A 15,633-nucleotide genomic window follows, 5' to 3' on the forward strand; every position below is an offset into this window, starting at 1 on the left:
ACTCCCGCCTTGAAAAAGCCGGTTATCTTAACGGAAGGATCCTTCAGACCAAAGGATTTACGTACGCTGATTCATTACCAATGGCACGGAACTTACGCTTGCCCAGCGATCAAACAAGCTCGGCCCTGGTGAACGGTGCAATTGCCAACTGGGTCACAAGTTTCGGACCGGCGGTTCAAGCTGCCACTTTAGCCGCCGACAACCTGAAGACAGGAGAACTTTATGTTGCCACCCATGCTCCCTTTGAGCGCCGTACCCATCACCGCTCAACAGGATCCGGTTCGCCAGCGACCGGACATACCGCCCGTGGTCCCGGTGCAGCAAAGCTCCAATGAAAGCACCATTGACTTGCAAAAGCGCGACCCGGAAGAGACCGCGCTGCTGTTGCGCGAGGAGCAGCGTCGCCAGCAGGAACGCGACCGCCGCCGCCGCGAGGCCGATGAAGACCCAGAAGTACACCTCGCCGTACCGGGTACCGAGCTCAACGCCGACAACACCGTGCCAGTGGTGCCGCTGATAGACGACGAGACGCGCCAGGGCCTGTGGGTCGATATCCAGATCTGATCCAGGTGCCTGCCTGCACGCACAGGCTGGTCAACGCCGCCAACAGCCCGCATCATGGGTGCATCCGCAATTCACTGCACGATGCCCACACGCCATGAGCCAAGACGACAAGCTGATCGACCTCAGTGCCGAGCGCGCCAAGCGCGTTCACGACCTCAACGAAAAACGCCTCAATGAAGTCCGCCAGGCTTTCGAGCAGGCCATGCCGTTGGGTAAGTCCAAGAAAAAGCCGAAAAACAAACCGAAAAAGCGCTGAACCCCCTCGATCCATTGATGCAGATCAGTTATTTCCCCACCTTTGCGCCCCGTTGCGGGCGTTATTGACCCCGGTCAATTTTCATCCAGGCCTGATTGGTTACCTTGAACCCATCGCAACAAGGGCAAGACCAGGAGGCCAGTCATGTTTTTCGATAATGTGGTGTTTGCCGGGGTGTTGACGGTCGGCCTCATGTTCGTGTTTTTCGCAGGTTTCGGATTATTCATCTGGAAAGACGCACACAAGCGGAAAAAACCGTAGGTCTTTCCGGCTACAACGAGCACGCAAGGCATTTTGGGCGACTTCGGTCGCCCTTTTTTTTGCCGATTTTCCGGTAGATACAAATCAAAATGTGGGAGCGGGCTTGCTCGCGAAGGCGTTGTGTCAGTTACTCATACATTGACTGACACACCGCCTTCGCGAGCAAGCCCGCTCCCACATTGGTTTTGGGCATAAAAAAGGTGCGAACCGCAAGGGGTCGCACCTTTTTTGTCAGCCGCTGGAATCAGCTGCCCAGGGCCTTGGACGCCAGCCAGAACAGCCCGGCCGACAGGGCCACCGTCGCCGGCAGGGTCAACACCCAGGCCAGCAGGATGTTGCGCACGGTGCCACCTTGCAGGCCGCTCTTGTTGGCGACCATGGTGCCGGCCACGCCCGAGGACAGGACGTGGGTGGTGGAAACCGGCAGGCTGAAGATGTTCGCCGCGCCGATCATGCACGCCGTGGTGATCTGCGCCGACATGCCCTGGGCGTAGGTCATGCCTTGCTTGCCGATCTTCTCGCCGATGGTCAGCACTACACGCTTCCAGCCGATCATGGTGCCCAGGCCCAGCGCCAGGGCGACCGCCAGGATCACCCAGAACGGAGCGTACTCGGTGGTGGCGGTCAGGTCCTTGCGCAGTTTGTTCAGGTCGTCTTTCTCACGAGCGGCCAGGCCCGGCAACTTGCCGACCTTCTTCGCCGTGTCGTCCAGGCAAAGCAGGTAGCGACGAACCTCGATGCGTCGTTCAGACGGCAGCGAATGGTAGTCCGCCACGCCTTTGAGCGTGTCGAGCAGGGCATTGATGGTCGGTTCGGTCTGTTGCGGGTTGCAGCGGAATTTCTCCGGCAGATCGCCTTCCACGCTTTTGCCCAGCGCCAGGAATTCACCCAGGGACTCGTTGTTGCGTTGATAGAACTGGCTCAAGTGCAGCGTCGCGTCTCGGGTCCGTTCGATCTGGTAGGTGGTGCTGCCCAGGTCGAGTACGAACTGTGCCGGCACGATACCGATCAGCACCAGCATGATCAGGCCGATACCTTTCTGGCCATCGTTGGAACCGTGGACAAAGCTGACGGCCATGGCCGAGATCACCAGTACCAGGCGATTCCAGAACGGCGGGTGCTTCTTGTCGTCGATCTGGCGGCGCTGTTCCGGCGTCTTGTGCATCTTCGACAGCGGGCGCCACCATTTCAGGCCGATCAGCACCAGGGCGGCGATCAGGAAACCGGCCATGGGCGAGAACACCAGGGAGGCGCCGATATCGATCGCCTTCTGCCAGTTCACCCCGTCGGCCAACGGGATATCGTTGATCAGCGCATTGGCCAGACCCACGCCGAGGATCGAACCGATCAACGTGTGGGAACTGGACGCCGGGATACCGAAGTACCAGGTGCCCAGGTTCCAGGTGATGGCCGCTGCGAGCAGCGAAAACACCATGGCCAGCCCGTGTCCGGTGTTCACATTGATCAGCAGCTCCACGGGCAGCAGGTGAACGATGGCGTACGCCACCCCCACGCCGCCCAGCAGCACACCGAGGAAATTGAACACACCGGAAAAGAACACCGCCAGGTGAGGCGGCATGGCTTTGGTGTAGATAACAGTGGCAACCGCGTTAGCGGTGTCATGAAAGCCGTTGATGAACTCGAAGGCGAGGACAAAAGCCAGGGCGAGCAAGAGGCTCACAAGCACCCAAGCATCCAGTCCGCTGAATAAATCGATCATGAAGGTTTTCTGACCCGGTCGTAAGGGGGCGCGATTATGCCAGAAAACCTCGGTAATCGATGCACTGCCTGCTCATCGGTAACATTCTTCAACGAAATATTTTGTAGGAAAGCCTCAAGCGCGAGGTTTTCCGCGGGGTGCGTAACCCCTTGATTCAGGGGCGCAAAGCGCATCCGAGCTGGATCTCCGCCAGCTGTAGGACGCCTCAAGGAATTGTATGAAATATCTGAAAAGGAGGTCGGCCAGGGCCTTCCCGATTGTCTGACGGGTGGCGGATGGCGGCCCGCTCATGGCGGGCGTGCGCTATGGCCTCCGGCCAGGGTGGCGGTCGGAGACCTCTTCACAAGAACATCGGGCCCGGAGCGTCACTGCTCTTCGGCTTTGAGTTCTTTTTCCATTTTCTGAAGTTCCTGGGTGAAAGCCTGGTCCTGAACGGTGGCGCGCTTACGCCAGGGTTTGCGTTCCGGTTCAGGTTGCGCGGCGTAGGTGGTGACTTCTCCGCCGTAAACTTCCTTGTAACGTTGTTCCTGGCGCTCAAGTTCCGCGCGCAGTTCGTCTTTCGTCACAGTTCTACCTAAATTAAATGAAGTTGAATCTGGTGATACGCACTGCATGAGGGCATGCAGACGGCCACGGCACCAGAGCTGACAGCTGACGTAGCATCAGGCTTCGCGTTGTTGCCAAACAGGGGAAGCGACCATGAAGGTGCTTCGGGCACCAGGGTCTCGACCACGATGCCTGCGTACGGGAACGGTCGATTGGCCGTACCGTCGCTGTTTGGCATTATAGCGGCCCAGCCGAATAACACTATCGGGAAAAAGTAAAAGGTGTTGTTGTTGTGTGAACTCATGTTTGTATGTGCAACTTGTACAGCCGCTCGCAGAAGATCCCGGCTAGTGCCGTTATCCAGAAACCGTTCCCGCCGACAAGTTCAATATTGCTAACGTTGTCGCGTCAAACCGTGTCTCACTGTTTCCCGCAAACTTACTATCGACTGCGTCCGCGGCAGGCCGCTATTTGGCGCCTGGTCTGATTGCGATTATCGGTCGGCGGTTCGATAATCGAACGATCTTGGCCGGCGGCCCTTGCTTGCCCATTGGGCAGCCGTTTGAATAGCCGTCACTCCCGGGGAAGGATCAGACATGAACGACCAATTGCGCAATGCCTTCACGTCCGTAGCGCCACCGATCGTCGCCTCGCCGGCCAAACGGATCCAGGCCCTGACCGGTGATCCCGATTTCATGACGTCCCTGGCCCGCGGGTTGGCGGTGGTCCAGGCCTTCCAGGAGCGCAAGCGACACCTGACCATCGCCCAGATCAGCCACCGCACGGAAATTCCCCGCGCCGCCGTCAGACGTTGCCTGCATACCTTGATCAAGCTTGGCTACGCCACTACGGATGGGCGGACCTATTCGCTGCTGCCCAAAGTGCTGACCCTCGGTCACGCCTATCTGTCCTCCACACCCCTGGCCGTTTCTGCCCAGCCGTACCTGGACCGCATGAGCGAGCAACTGCACGAAGCCTGCAACATGGCCACGCTCGAAGGCGACGACATTCTCTACATCGCCCGTTCCGCCACCACCCAGCGCCTGATTTCGGTGGACCTTTCAGTAGGCGGGCGCCTGCCAGCCTATTGCACTTCGATGGGCAGGATCCTCCTGGCGGCCCTGGATGATGCGTCGCTGCGCGATTACCTCGACCACGCCGACCTGCAAGCCAAGACCAGCCGCACTTTGCATACACCCGAAGCGTTGCTCGAGTGTCTGCAACAGGTGCGGCAGCAGGGCTGGTGCATCGTCGACCAGGAACTGGAACAGGGCCTGCGTTCGATTGCCGTGCCGGTGTACGACGCTTCCGGTCAAGTGGTGGCCGCGCTCAACGTCAGTACCCATGCCGGGCGGGTCAGTCGCAATGAGCTGGAACAGCGCTTCCTGCCAGGCCTGCTGGGGGCCAGTCGCGACCTGAGCGCGCAACTGTTCACTTAAGCTGTTCGATAAACGCACACAGTCGGCGGCGATGAATTGACGGTATTTGCCTGGCCTCATTAATGTCGCGCAGCGTCATCCGGCGTGTTTCGCCGGTCTCTGATTCGTTCGCCTGCGTTTCTTGCGTGGAATAAAAATAAAATGAACCAGCCCCAGACCTCCGTAGGTCACTGCCTCGATGTGCAGTCCTTCATCAATGCCCAACCCATTTCGCGCTATCAGTGGCGGGTGGTGATCCTCTGTTTCCTGATTGTATTTCTCGACGGCCTCGATACTGCGGCCATGGGGTTCATCGCCCCGGCCTTGTCCCAGGACTGGGGCATCGATCGCGCCAGCCTCGGCCCGGTGATGAGCGCCGCGCTGATCGGCATGGTGTTTGGCGCACTGGGCTCCGGGCCGCTGGCTGATCGCTTCGGGCGAAAAGTCGTACTGTTTGGCGCGGTCCTGCTGTTTGGCGCGTTCAGCCTGGCGTCGGCCTACAGCACCAACGTCGATCAATTGCTGGTATTGCGTTTCCTGACCGGCCTGGGCTTGGGCGCCGGCATGCCGAACGCCACTACCTTGCTTTCGGAATACACTCCGGAACGCAAGAAGTCCCTGCTGGTGACCAGCATGTTCTGCGGCTTCAACCTGGGCATGGCCGGCGGCGGGTTCATCTCCGCCAAGCTGATACCGGCGTTTGGTTGGCACAGCCTGCTGCTGATTGGCGGGATCCTGCCGTTGATCCTGGCGGTGGTGTTGCTGTTCTGGCTGCCGGAGTCGGCGCGTTTCCTGGTGGTGCGCAATCGCGGTACCGACAAAGTGCGCAAGACCCTGGCGCCGATCGAGCCACACACGGTTGCCCAAGCGACGAGCTTCAGCGTGCCGGAACAGAAAACCGTGAAAGCCCGCAACGTGCTGGCGGTGATTTTCTCCGGCACCTACAGCGCCGGCACCTTGCTGCTGTGGCTGACCTATTTCATGGGCCTGGTGATCGTCTACCTGCTGACGAGTTGGCTGCCGACCTTGATGCGCGACAGCGGCGCGAGCATGGAACAGGCCGCGTTTATCGGCGCGTTGTTTCAATTCGGGGGTGTGTTGAGCGCCGTCTTCGTTGGTTGGGCAATGGACCGGTTCAATCCGCACAAGGTCATCGGCCTTTTCTACCTGATGGCCGGGTTGTTTGCCTACGCGGTGGGGCAGAGCCTGGGCAACATCACCTTGCTCGCCACCCTGGTGTTGGTGGCCGGCATGTGTGTCAACGGTGCGCAATCGGCGATGCCTTCCCTGGCGGCGCGTTTCTACCCGACCCAGGGCCGGGCCACCGGTGTCTCGTGGATGCTGGGCATCGGTCGCTTCGGCGCGATCCTCGGGGCCTGGATGGGCGCGACCCTGCTGGGCCTGGGCTGGAACTTCGAACAGGTCCTGACCGCCTTGGTCATTCCGGCGGCCCTGGCGACCACGGCGGTGGTGATCAAAGGCATGGTCAGTCATGCGGATGCGACATGAGTTGGTGATATTTCCCCTGTGGGAGCGGGCTTGCTCGCGAATGAGGTTTGTCAGGCGGTACTACTTTGTCTGACCCACTGCATTCGCGAGCAAGCCCGCTCCCACAGGGATCTCAGTGTACTTGGATAAATCGATAGCCAAACAACAATCTGTTCGATAAACGAACACTCAGTCGATTATCGGATTGTTTGGCCTTTTCCCGAAGCTTAATCTTCCAGTCACTCCGGCGCTTAACCTCGCGCCTTTTTCTTCATGTCGGTCTACTGGAAAACGGGAGCCTGCCCCATGGCTGAAATCCTTTCGCTGCACGACGCGGTGAAGCAATTCGTCAACGACGGCGATACCGTCGCGCTCGAAGGCTTCACTCATCTGATTCCTACGGCGGCGGGTCATGAAATCATTCGCCAGGGCAAGAAAGATCTGACCCTGGTGCGCATGACACCTGACTTGATCTACGACCAGTTGATCGGCGCCGGTTGTGCTCGCAAATTGATTTTCTCCTGGGGCGGCAACCCTGGCGTCGGGTCGTTGCACCGTTTGCGCGATGCCGTGGAGAAACAATGGCCGCATCCGCTGGAGATCGAGGAACACAGCCACGCCGACCTGGCCAACGCCTACGTCGCCGGCGCCTCCGGCCTGCCATTCGCGGTGTTGCGGGCCTACGCCGGCTCTGACCTGCCGAAGGTCAACCCGCTGCTCAAGAGCGTAACCTGTCCCTTCACCGGTGAAGTATTGGCCGCCGTGCCTTCGGTGCGCCCTGATATCACGGTGATCCACGCCCAGAAAGCCGACCGCAAGGGCAACGTGCTGCTGTGGGGCATTCTCGGTGTGCAGAAAGAAGCCGCCCTGGCCGCCAAGCGTTGCATCGTCACCGTGGAAGAAATTGTCGACGACCTGAATGCGCCGATGAACGCCTGCGTACTGCCGACCTGGGCGTTGAGCGCGGTGTGCCACGTACCGGGCGGTGCCCATCCGTCCTACGCCCACGGCTACACCGAACGTGACAATCGTTTTTATCAAGCGTGGGATCCGATCGCTCGGGACCGTGAGACGTTTACTGCATGGATCAACGAATACATCCACGGCACTCGGGATTTCAGTGAATTCCAGGCCAGACTGGCAGCCGCTTCGCAGGTGAAACCATGACCTACTCCACCAACGAAATGATGACCGTCGCCGCGGCGCGTCGCTTGAAAAACAATGCCGTGTGCTTCGTTGGCATCGGCCTGCCGTCGAAAGCGGCGAACCTGGCGCGGCTGACCTCGTCGCCAGACGTCGTGCTGATCTACGAGTCCGGCCCGATCGGTGCCAAGCCCAGCGTGCTGCCGCTGTCCATTGGCGACGGTGAACTGGCGGAAACCGCCGATACCGTCGTACCGACCGGTGAGATTTTCCGCTACTGGCTGCAGGGCGGGCGTATCGACGTCGGTTTCCTTGGCGCGGCCCAGGTCGACCGTTTCGGCAACATCAACACCACGGTGGTGGGCGACTACCATCAGCCGAAAGTCCGCCTGCCGGGTGCCGGTGGCGCACCGGAAATCGCTGGCTCGGCCAAGAGCGTGTTGATCATCCTCAAGCAGTCGGCGCGTTCGTTTGTCGACAAGCTGGATTTCATCACTTCGGTCGGCCATGGTGAAGGTGGCGATTCGCGCAAGCGTCTCGGTCTGCCGGGCGCAGGGCCCGTGGGTATCATCACCGACTTGTGCATCATGGAGCCGGAAGCCGGCACCCATGAATTCGTGGTCACTGCGCTGCACCCCGGCGTGACCCGCGAGCAAGTCATTGCTGCCACTGGCTGGGCGATCCGCTTCGCCGACCAGCTGCAGACCACCGCCGAACCGACCGAGGTGGAGCTGCGTGCACTGCGCGACCTTGAAGCTCGCACCGCGGCGGCCCACGGCCAGGCACCGGGAGAAGCCTGATGCGCGACGTTTATATCTGTGATGCGATTCGAACCCCCATCGGTCGATTTGGCGGCGGTTTGTCCGCGGTCCGCGCCGATGACCTGGCGGCTGTCCCGATCAAGGCACTGATGGAACGCAACCCATCGGTGGACTGGAACGCGTTGGACGAGGTGTTTCTCGGCTGCGCCAACCAGGCTGGCGAAGACAACCGCAACGTGGCGCGCATGGCGCTGCTGTTGGCGGGCTTGCCGCAGAGCATTCCCGGTGTGACTCTCAATCGTCTTTGCGCCTCGGGCATGGATGCCATCGGCACCGCGTTCCGCGCCATCGCCAGCGGCGAAATGGAACTGGCGATCGCGGGCGGTGTGGAGTCGATGTCCCGTGCGCCGTTCGTGATGGGCAAGGCTGACACCGCGTTCTCCCGCAACATGAAGCTGGAAGACACCACCATCGGCTGGCGCTTCATCAACCCGTTGATGAAAGCCCAGTACGGTGTGGACGCGATGCCGCAGACCGCCGATAACGTGGCTGATGACTACGCCGTGTCCCGCGCCGACCAGGACGCTTTCGCCTTGCGCAGCCAACAGCGCACGGCGGCGGCCCAGGCGGCGGGTTTTTTCGCCGAAGAAATCGTGCCGGTGCGCATCGCCCATAAGAAAGGCGAAACCGTGGTCGAGCAGGACGAGCATCCTCGCGCCGACACCACGCTGGAGACCTTGGGCAAACTCAAACCGGTAAACGGGCCGGACAAAACCGTCACCGCCGGCAACGCATCAGGCGTGAACGACGGCGCAGCGGCGCTGATCCTGGCCTCGGCCGAAGCGGTGAAAAAACATGGCCTGACGCCTCGCGGCAAAGTGCTGGGCATGGCCAGTGCCGGCGTCGCGCCACGGGTGATGGGCATCGGCCCGGTACCGGCGGTGCGCAAACTCACTGAGCGCCTGGGCCTGGCGGTCGCCGATTTCGACGTGATCGAACTCAATGAAGCGTTTGCCAGCCAGGGCCTGGCGGTGTTGCGTGATCTGGGGCTGGCGGACGATGCGCCGCAGGTCAACCCGAACGGCGGCGCCATCGCCCTTGGCCATCCCCTGGGCATGAGTGGGGCGCGTTTGGTGATGACGGCGTTGCACCATCTGGAAAAGACCGGCGGCAAGAAAGGCCTGGCGACCATGTGTGTCGGCGTCGGCCAGGGTCTGGCATTGGCCATTGAACGCGTCTGACGCGTCGCTCTACTAATAAGAAACCGAGGAATGCTTCATGACTGACAAGCCTGGTTATCGTCGCCCCCAAGCGGGCACCCAGCCGGAGTATCTGCACCCGCCGTACCAGTCCACCAACCTGCGCTCGCCGTCCAAGCCATTGGTGTTCCTGCCGCATTCGTTGTCGGAAATCACCGGCCCGACTGTCGGCGCCGACCGCGTGCAGGAAAAGGATCATGACCTGACCGCCCAGCATGCCGGCGAGCCATTGGGTGAACGGATCATCATTCACGGGCGCGTGCTGGATGAGCACGGCCAGCCGGTGCCAGGCATCCTGGTGGAAATCTGGCAGGCCAACGCCGCCGGTCGCTACAACCATGACCGTGATAACCATGACGCGCCGCTGGACCCGAATTTCACCGGCACCGGTCGCACCGTCACCGACGCCGACGGCTGGTATCAGTTCCAGACCATCAAGCCCGGCGCTTATCCATGGGGCAACCACCACAACGCCTGGCGCCCGGCGCATATCCATTTCTCCCTGTTCGGGCCGAGCATCCTGACGCGCCTGGTGACGCAGATGTACTTTCCTGGCGATCCGTTGCTCGAATACGACCCGATCTACAACTGCGTGCCAGACACAAGTGCCAAGGAACGCCTGATCGCCCGTTTCGACCTGGAAAAAACCGTCCCTCACTACGCCCTCGGTTACCGCTGGGACATCGTCTTGCGCGGCCGCGATGCCACGCCGATGGAGAAATAAGATGACGCTCACCGCCACCACGTCCCACACCGTTGGCCCGTACTACCACATCGGCCTGACCTGGCTGAACCGCGAAGACCTGACCGTCGCCGAAACCCTCGGCCAACGCGTGGCGATCACCGGGCAGGTGGTCGACGGCAATGGTCAGTTCGTCAACGACGCGATGCTGGAAGTCTGGCAGGCCAACGCCGCCGGCAAATACGCCCACCCGGAAGACGACCAAGACAAACCCCTGGACCCGAATTTCGAAGGCTTCGGCCGGGTGCCGGTAGATGCCGAAGGGCGTTTTCGTTTCACCACCATCAAGCCGGGCACTGTACCGGGGCTGGCAGGTACGACCCAGGCACCGCATCTGGTGGTGCTGGTGTTCGCTCGCGGGTTGGTCAAGCATTTGCTGACGCGTATCTACTTCGATGGCGAACAGGCCAACGAAACCGACCCGCTGCTGGCCTGCGTACCCGAGGAGCGTCGCGCCACGATCGTGAGCAAGCCCGATGCGTCGGGTGTGTATCAATGGAACGTGATCCTGCAGGGCACAGATGCCGAGACGGTGTTCTTCGATTACTGAATGTTGACAGGCGATGATCGTTCCCACGCTCCGCGTGGGAATGCTGCCCGTGACGCTCTGCGTCACATCCAGAGCCGAACGCAGAGCGTCCGTTGAGGCGTTCCCACGCGGAGCGTGGGAACGATCATCGTCCTTGTGGGAGCGAGCTTGCTCGCGATGACGGCGCTACAGGCGCTACTGCTTGAAAGACTGTTTGTGGAACGGGTCTGTTACGAAGTGTGTCTAGACTTTGTCCATTCCCCAACGAGTGAATAATCAATGGCCACTCCAATCACCAGCCACTACACCGGCGAAGAACGCAGCAAGCGCATCTTTGCCATCGTCGGTGCTTCATCCGGCAACCTGGTCGAATGGTTCGACTTCTACGTCTATGCGTTCTGCGCGATCTATTTCGCGCCGGCGTTCTTTCCGTCCGACAACCCCACGGTGCAACTGGTCAACACGGCCGGTGTATTCGCCGCCGGGTTCCTGATGCGGCCCATCGGCGGCTGGATTTTTGGCCGGGTGGCGGACCGTCACGGGCGCAAGAATTCGATGATGATCTCGGTGCTGATGATGTGCTTCGGCTCGTTGCTCATCGCCTGCCTGCCCACCTACAAGGACATCGGCGTCTGGGCGCCGGTGCTGCTGTTGTTCGCGCGTTTGCTGCAGGGCCTGTCGGTGGGCGGCGAATACGGCACCACCGCCACCTACATGAGCGAAGTCGCCCTCAAGGGCCAGCGCGGTTTCTTCGCCTCGTTCCAGTACGTGACGTTGATCGGTGGGCAACTGCTGGCGGTGTCGCTGGTGGTGATCCTGCAACAGTTTCTCAGCGAAGATGAACTGCGTGCCTACGGCTGGCGGATCCCGTTCGTGGTCGGCGCCGTGGCCGCGTTGATTTCACTCTTCCTGCGGCGGTCCCTGAAGGAAACCAGTAGCAAGGAAATGCGTGAGAACAAGGACGCTGGCAGCATCGCGGCGCTGTTTCGCGACCACAAGGCCGCGTTCATCACCGTGCTGGGCTACACCGCCGGCGGTTCGCTGATTTTCTATACCTTCACCACGTACATGCAGAAATACCTGGTGAACACCGCCGGCCTGCACGCCAAGACCGCCAGCTACATCATGACTGGCGCGCTGTTCCTGTACATGTGCATGCAGCCGTTGTTCGGCATGCTGGCGGACAAGATCGGCCGACGCAATTCCATGCTCTGGTTCGGTGCCCTGGGGGCGCTGTGCACAGTGCCGATCCTGCTGACCCTCAAAAGCATCAGCAGCCCGTTCCTGGCGTTTATCCTGATCACGCTGGCGCTGGCGATCGTCAGTTTCTACACCTCCATCAGTGGCCTGGTGAAAGCCGAGATGTTTCCACCTGAAGTGCGAGCGCTGGGAGTAGGGTTGGCCTATGCGGTGGCCAATGCGATTTTTGGCGGATCGGCCGAATACGTCGCCTTGAGCCTGAAGGCCCAAGGCATGGAGAACGCCTTTTATTGGTATGTCACGGTGATGATGGTCGTGGCGTTCCTGTTCAGCCTGCGCCTGCCCAAGCAACCGGCGTATTTGCACCACGACCTTTGAATCCACCTGATCATTTGAGGCTTGTTTGAGTCATTGTGGCCAGAGATTGTTGTGGCGAGGGGATTTAGCGAAACGTCGCACCGCCCCGCTGGGGCGCGAAGCGGCCCTAAATATCAGCAACTGGGTCTGTCAGACAGATTGTGTTGCTGCTTAGGGGCTGCTGCGCAGCCCAGCGGGGATAAATCCCCTCGCCACAACAATCTCCTAGCCACAGGAACATTTACCTTCCCAAGGACTGTTTATGAGCGAACGACCGGGCAATCAGCTGTTCGATGCCTACTTCACCGCCCGCGACATGCGCGAGGTGTTCTGCGATGCGGGGCGGGTCCAGGCCATGCTGGATGTCGAAGCCGCCTTGGCCCGGGCGGAGGCGCGGGTCGGGTTGATTCCGCAAAGCGCCGTGGCGTCGATCGAGCAGGCTTGTCGTGCCCAGTTGTACGATTTTTCGGCACTGAGCGAAGCGATCGCCAGCGCTGGCAATTCGGCGATCCCGTTGGTCAAGGCGTTGGGCAAGCGCATCGCCGCCGAGGATGCCGAAGCCGAGCGCTACGTGCACCTGGGCGCCACCAGCCAGGACGTGATGGACAGCGGGCTGGTGCTGCAACTGCGCCAGGCGTTGGGCCTGATCGAGGGCGAGTTGGCGCAACTGGCCGCCATCCTGGCCCGACAAGCCGAACGCTACGCCGCCACACCGTTGGCCGGGCGCACCTGGCTGCAACACGCCACGCCGGTGACCCTGGGGATGAAAATCGCCGGTTGGCTGGGGGCGATCACCCGCAGTCGCCAACGCTTGAAAGAGCTCAAACCACGCTTGCTGGTGCTGCAATTTGGCGGTGCTTCCGGAACCCTCGCCGCCTTGGGTGAACACGCCTTGCCCGTCGCCGAAGCCTTGGCCGTCGAACTGCAACTGACCTTGCCGGAGCAGCCGTGGCACACCCAGCGTGATCGCCTGGTGGAGTTCGGTTCAGTGCTGGGCCTGATCGCCGGCAGCCTGGGCAAATTGGGCCGCGACATCAGCCTGTTGATGCAAACCGAGGCCGGAGAAGCCTTCGAACCCTCCGCCCCGGGCAAGGGCGGTTCGTCCACCATGCCGCACAAGCGCAATCCGGTGGGCGCGGCGGTATTGATCGGCGCGGCGACGCGGGTACCGGGTTTGTTGTCGACGCTGTTCAGCGCCATGCCTCAGGAGCACGAGCGCAGCCTGGGCCTGTGGCACGCCGAGTGGGAAACCTTGCCGGAAATCTGCTGCCTGGTCTCCGGTGCCTTGCAACAGGCGCGACTGCTGGCCGAAGGGCTGGAAGTGGATGCGGCGCGCATGGCCCGCAATCTGGAACTGACCCACGGGCTGGTGCTGGCCGAAGCGGTGAGCATTGTCCTGGCCCAGCGTGTGGGGCGCGACACGGCGCATCATTTGCTGGAGCAATGCTGCAAGCGCGCCGTGGCCGAACAGCGGCATCTGCGCGAGGTGCTGGGAGACGAACCCCAGGTCACCGCGCAGCTATCGGCGACCGAACTTGATCATCTGCTCGACCCGGCGCACTACCTCGGACAAGCCCAGACCTGGGTCGCTCGAGCCGTGGCCGAACACCTTGCCTTGAACGCCTGAAAGGAGATTGTTGTGGGATTCGTCAAACTCGCCGAGGGCGATCTGAATTACCTATTGGACGGGCCGCAAGACGCCCCGGTACTGGTGCTCTCCAACTCACTGGGCACTGATTTGCACATGTGGGACGAGCAGGTCGCGGCCTTCAGCGAACACTTTCGCGTTCTGCGCTTCGACACTCGCGGCCATGGTCAATCGCTGGTCACCGAAGGCCCCTACAGCATCGAGCAGCTAGGACGCGACGTGCTGGCGATGCTCGATCAGTTGAACATCGATAAGGTGCATTTCTGTGGCTTGTCCATGGGAGGGCTGATTGGCCAGTGGTTGGGAATCAATGCGGGCGAGCGCCTGCACAAACTGGTGGTGTGCAACACCGCCGCGAAGATCGGCGACCCGTCGGTGTGGAACCCGCGCATCGAAACCGTGCTGCGCGACGGCAAGGATGCGATGGTGGCGTTGCGGGATGCTTCGATCGCCCGCTGGTTTACCGCGGATTTTGCCGAGGCTCATCCTGCGAAGGTGAAGAAAATCACCGACATGCTCGCTGCCACATCGCCCCAGGGCTACGCGGCCAATTGTGCGGCCGTGCGTGATGCCGATTTTCGTGAGCAATTGTCGTTGATCCGTGTGCCGCTGCTGGTGATCGCCGGTACCGAAGATGCCGTGACACCGCCGTCGGGTGGGCTCTTTATCCAGGAGCGGGTCAGTGGGGCCGAGTACGCCGAGTTCTACGCCGCGCACCTGTCCAACGTCCAGGCCGGCGCTGCTTTCAGCACCCGGGTGCTGGATTTCCTGCTTGATTCCAGCCGCGCCTGAGGAGTTTTTTGTGGACGAGAAACAACGTTACGATGAAGGCATGCAAGTACGCCGCGCGGTACTGGGCGATGCCCACGTCGACCGCAGCCTCACTGCCCTGACCGAGTTCAACAGCGAATTCCAGGAGATGATCACCCGCCATGCCTGGGGCGACATCTGGACCCGCCCAGGCCTGCCGCGCCATACCCGCAGCCTGATCACCATCGCCATGCTGATTGGCATGAACCGCGCCGAAGAACTCAAGCTGCACCTGCGCGCCGCTGCCAACAATGGGGTGAGCCGCAGCGAGATCAAGGAAGTGATCATGCAGAGCGCCATCTACTGCGGCATCCCGGCAGCCAACGCCACCTTCCACCTGGCCGAGTCGGTGTGGGACGAACTGGGCGTCGAGTCGCGGGATTAAGGGGGCACCTCATTCCCTGTGGGAGCGGGCTTGCCCGCGAAAGCGGTGGGCCAGTCGGCGAGATGCTGACTGTGCCGCCGCCATCGCGAGCAAGCTCGCTCCCACACTGGATCTTCAGTGAGCACAAGTTTTGTGCGCGGCACTGATCCCTGTGGGAGCGAGCTTGCTCGCGATGACGGTGGTACAACCTCCATCCATGTTTGGCTTCTACAGCAGGCTGATCGGATAGCTGACGATCAACCGGTTCTCATCAAACTCGTTGGTGCTGTAGTCCCGACGCATCGTTGAGTTACGCCACTTCACGTTGAGGCTCTTCAACGCACCGCTCTGCACGGTGTAGGCCAGCTCACTTTCCCGACCCCATTCCTTGCCATCGTCGACCGTGGCGGTGTGCACGTTGTCACCGCTGATGTAGCGGTTCATCAGGGTCAGGCCCGGCACGCCGACGGCGGCGAAGTTGAAGTCGTGGCGCAGTTGCCAGGATTTTTCCTTGGCGTTGTCGTAGCTGGAGTTGTAGCTGTCGTTGGCCAGGGTGCCGCCGCTGGT

At 61.2% G+C, this 15,633-nt stretch carries 17 protein-coding genes; 14 read left to right on the plus strand and 3 right to left on the minus strand.

Going from position 1 to position 15,633, the window contains the following annotated elements:
- The first annotated feature begins 222 nt into the window (after positions 1-222).
- From BM317_RS16695 to ccoM, 3 genes are all read left to right on the plus strand, one after another.
- Entirely contained in the window at positions 223-564 is a 342-nt protein-coding gene (locus BM317_RS16695; RefSeq protein WP_060738828.1) for a hypothetical protein, read from the plus strand.
- A gap of 94 nt (positions 565-658) precedes the next feature.
- Complete coding sequence (locus BM317_RS30730; protein WP_092166070.1) at positions 659-820, plus strand: hypothetical protein; 162 nt, start codon at positions 659-661, stop codon at positions 818-820.
- A 144-nt stretch (positions 821-964) separates the two neighbouring features.
- On the plus strand, positions 965-1,081 hold the full coding sequence (ccoM, locus tag BM317_RS31350) for a cytochrome c oxidase subunit CcoM (protein ID WP_025212288.1): 117 nt from the start codon (positions 965-967) through the stop codon (positions 1,079-1,081).
- A gap of 244 nt (positions 1,082-1,325) precedes the next feature.
- Here the strand turns inward: ccoM and BM317_RS16705 are convergent, their stop codons facing one another.
- Entirely contained in the window at positions 1,326-2,801 is a 1,476-nt protein-coding gene (locus tag BM317_RS16705) for an inorganic phosphate transporter (protein ID WP_060738827.1), read from the minus strand.
- Between the two features lie 365 nt (positions 2,802-3,166).
- Positions 3,167-3,367: a hypothetical protein gene (locus tag BM317_RS16710; protein ID WP_003184509.1), complete on the minus strand. Its 201-nt coding sequence runs from the start codon at positions 3,365-3,367 to the stop codon at positions 3,167-3,169.
- A 576-nt stretch (positions 3,368-3,943) separates the two neighbouring features.
- Here BM317_RS16710 and pcaR point away from each other — a divergent pair.
- From pcaR to pcaC, 11 genes are all read left to right on the plus strand, one after another.
- Positions 3,944-4,786 (plus strand): pca regulon transcriptional regulator PcaR, encoded by an 843-nt coding sequence (pcaR, locus tag BM317_RS16715; RefSeq protein WP_003184507.1) that lies wholly within the window; start codon positions 3,944-3,946, stop codon positions 4,784-4,786.
- Positions 4,787-4,927: 141 nt separating this feature from the next.
- Entirely contained in the window at positions 4,928-6,274 is a 1,347-nt protein-coding gene (locus BM317_RS16720) for a 4-hydroxybenzoate transporter PcaK (RefSeq protein WP_092475251.1), read from the plus strand.
- Positions 6,275-6,559: 285 nt separating this feature from the next.
- Complete coding sequence (locus BM317_RS16725) at positions 6,560-7,420, plus strand: CoA transferase subunit A (protein ID WP_092475252.1); 861 nt, start codon at positions 6,560-6,562, stop codon at positions 7,418-7,420.
- A complete protein-coding gene (locus BM317_RS16730) occupies positions 7,417-8,196 on the plus strand; it encodes a CoA-transferase subunit beta (protein ID WP_092172709.1) in 780 nt (259 codons plus the stop codon). Before BM317_RS16725 ends, BM317_RS16730 begins: the two co-directional genes overlap by 4 nt.
- On the plus strand, positions 8,193-9,398 hold the full coding sequence (gene pcaF, locus BM317_RS16735) for a 3-oxoadipyl-CoA thiolase (protein WP_170866264.1): 1,206 nt from the start codon (positions 8,193-8,195) through the stop codon (positions 9,396-9,398). Before BM317_RS16730 ends, pcaF begins: the two co-directional genes overlap by 4 nt.
- Before the next feature lie 37 nt (positions 9,399-9,435).
- Positions 9,436-10,140: a protocatechuate 3,4-dioxygenase subunit beta gene (gene pcaH, locus BM317_RS16740; RefSeq protein WP_092144292.1), complete on the plus strand. Its 705-nt coding sequence runs from the start codon at positions 9,436-9,438 to the stop codon at positions 10,138-10,140.
- Between the two features lies 1 nt (position 10,141).
- Positions 10,142-10,708: a protocatechuate 3,4-dioxygenase subunit alpha gene (gene pcaG, locus BM317_RS16745; RefSeq protein ID WP_092475255.1), complete on the plus strand. Its 567-nt coding sequence runs from the start codon at positions 10,142-10,144 to the stop codon at positions 10,706-10,708.
- 258 nt (positions 10,709-10,966) lie between these two features.
- On the plus strand, positions 10,967-12,265 hold the full coding sequence (locus BM317_RS16750; protein ID WP_092475257.1) for an MFS family transporter: 1,299 nt from the start codon (positions 10,967-10,969) through the stop codon (positions 12,263-12,265).
- Between the two features lie 241 nt (positions 12,266-12,506).
- On the plus strand, positions 12,507-13,871 hold the full coding sequence (locus BM317_RS16755; RefSeq protein ID WP_092172695.1) for a 3-carboxy-cis,cis-muconate cycloisomerase: 1,365 nt from the start codon (positions 12,507-12,509) through the stop codon (positions 13,869-13,871).
- 12 nt (positions 13,872-13,883) lie between these two features.
- Complete coding sequence (pcaD, locus tag BM317_RS16760) at positions 13,884-14,684, plus strand: 3-oxoadipate enol-lactonase (protein WP_092475272.1); 801 nt, start codon at positions 13,884-13,886, stop codon at positions 14,682-14,684.
- Positions 14,685-14,694: 10 nt separating this feature from the next.
- The gene (pcaC, locus tag BM317_RS16765; RefSeq protein ID WP_092475278.1) at positions 14,695-15,087 is read left to right on the plus strand and encodes a 4-carboxymuconolactone decarboxylase; all 393 of its coding nucleotides are present in this window, start codon (positions 14,695-14,697) and stop codon (positions 15,085-15,087) included.
- 207 nt (positions 15,088-15,294) lie between these two features.
- Here the strand turns inward: pcaC and BM317_RS16770 are convergent.
- The coding region (locus BM317_RS16770; RefSeq protein WP_139236038.1) for an OprD family outer membrane porin at positions 15,295-15,633 on the minus strand (339 nt) is incomplete at its 5' end.

The organism is Pseudomonas sp. NFACC24-1, assembly GCF_900115235.1.
GTDB lineage: Bacteria > Pseudomonadota > Gammaproteobacteria > Pseudomonadales > Pseudomonadaceae > Aquipseudomonas > Aquipseudomonas fluorescens_AA.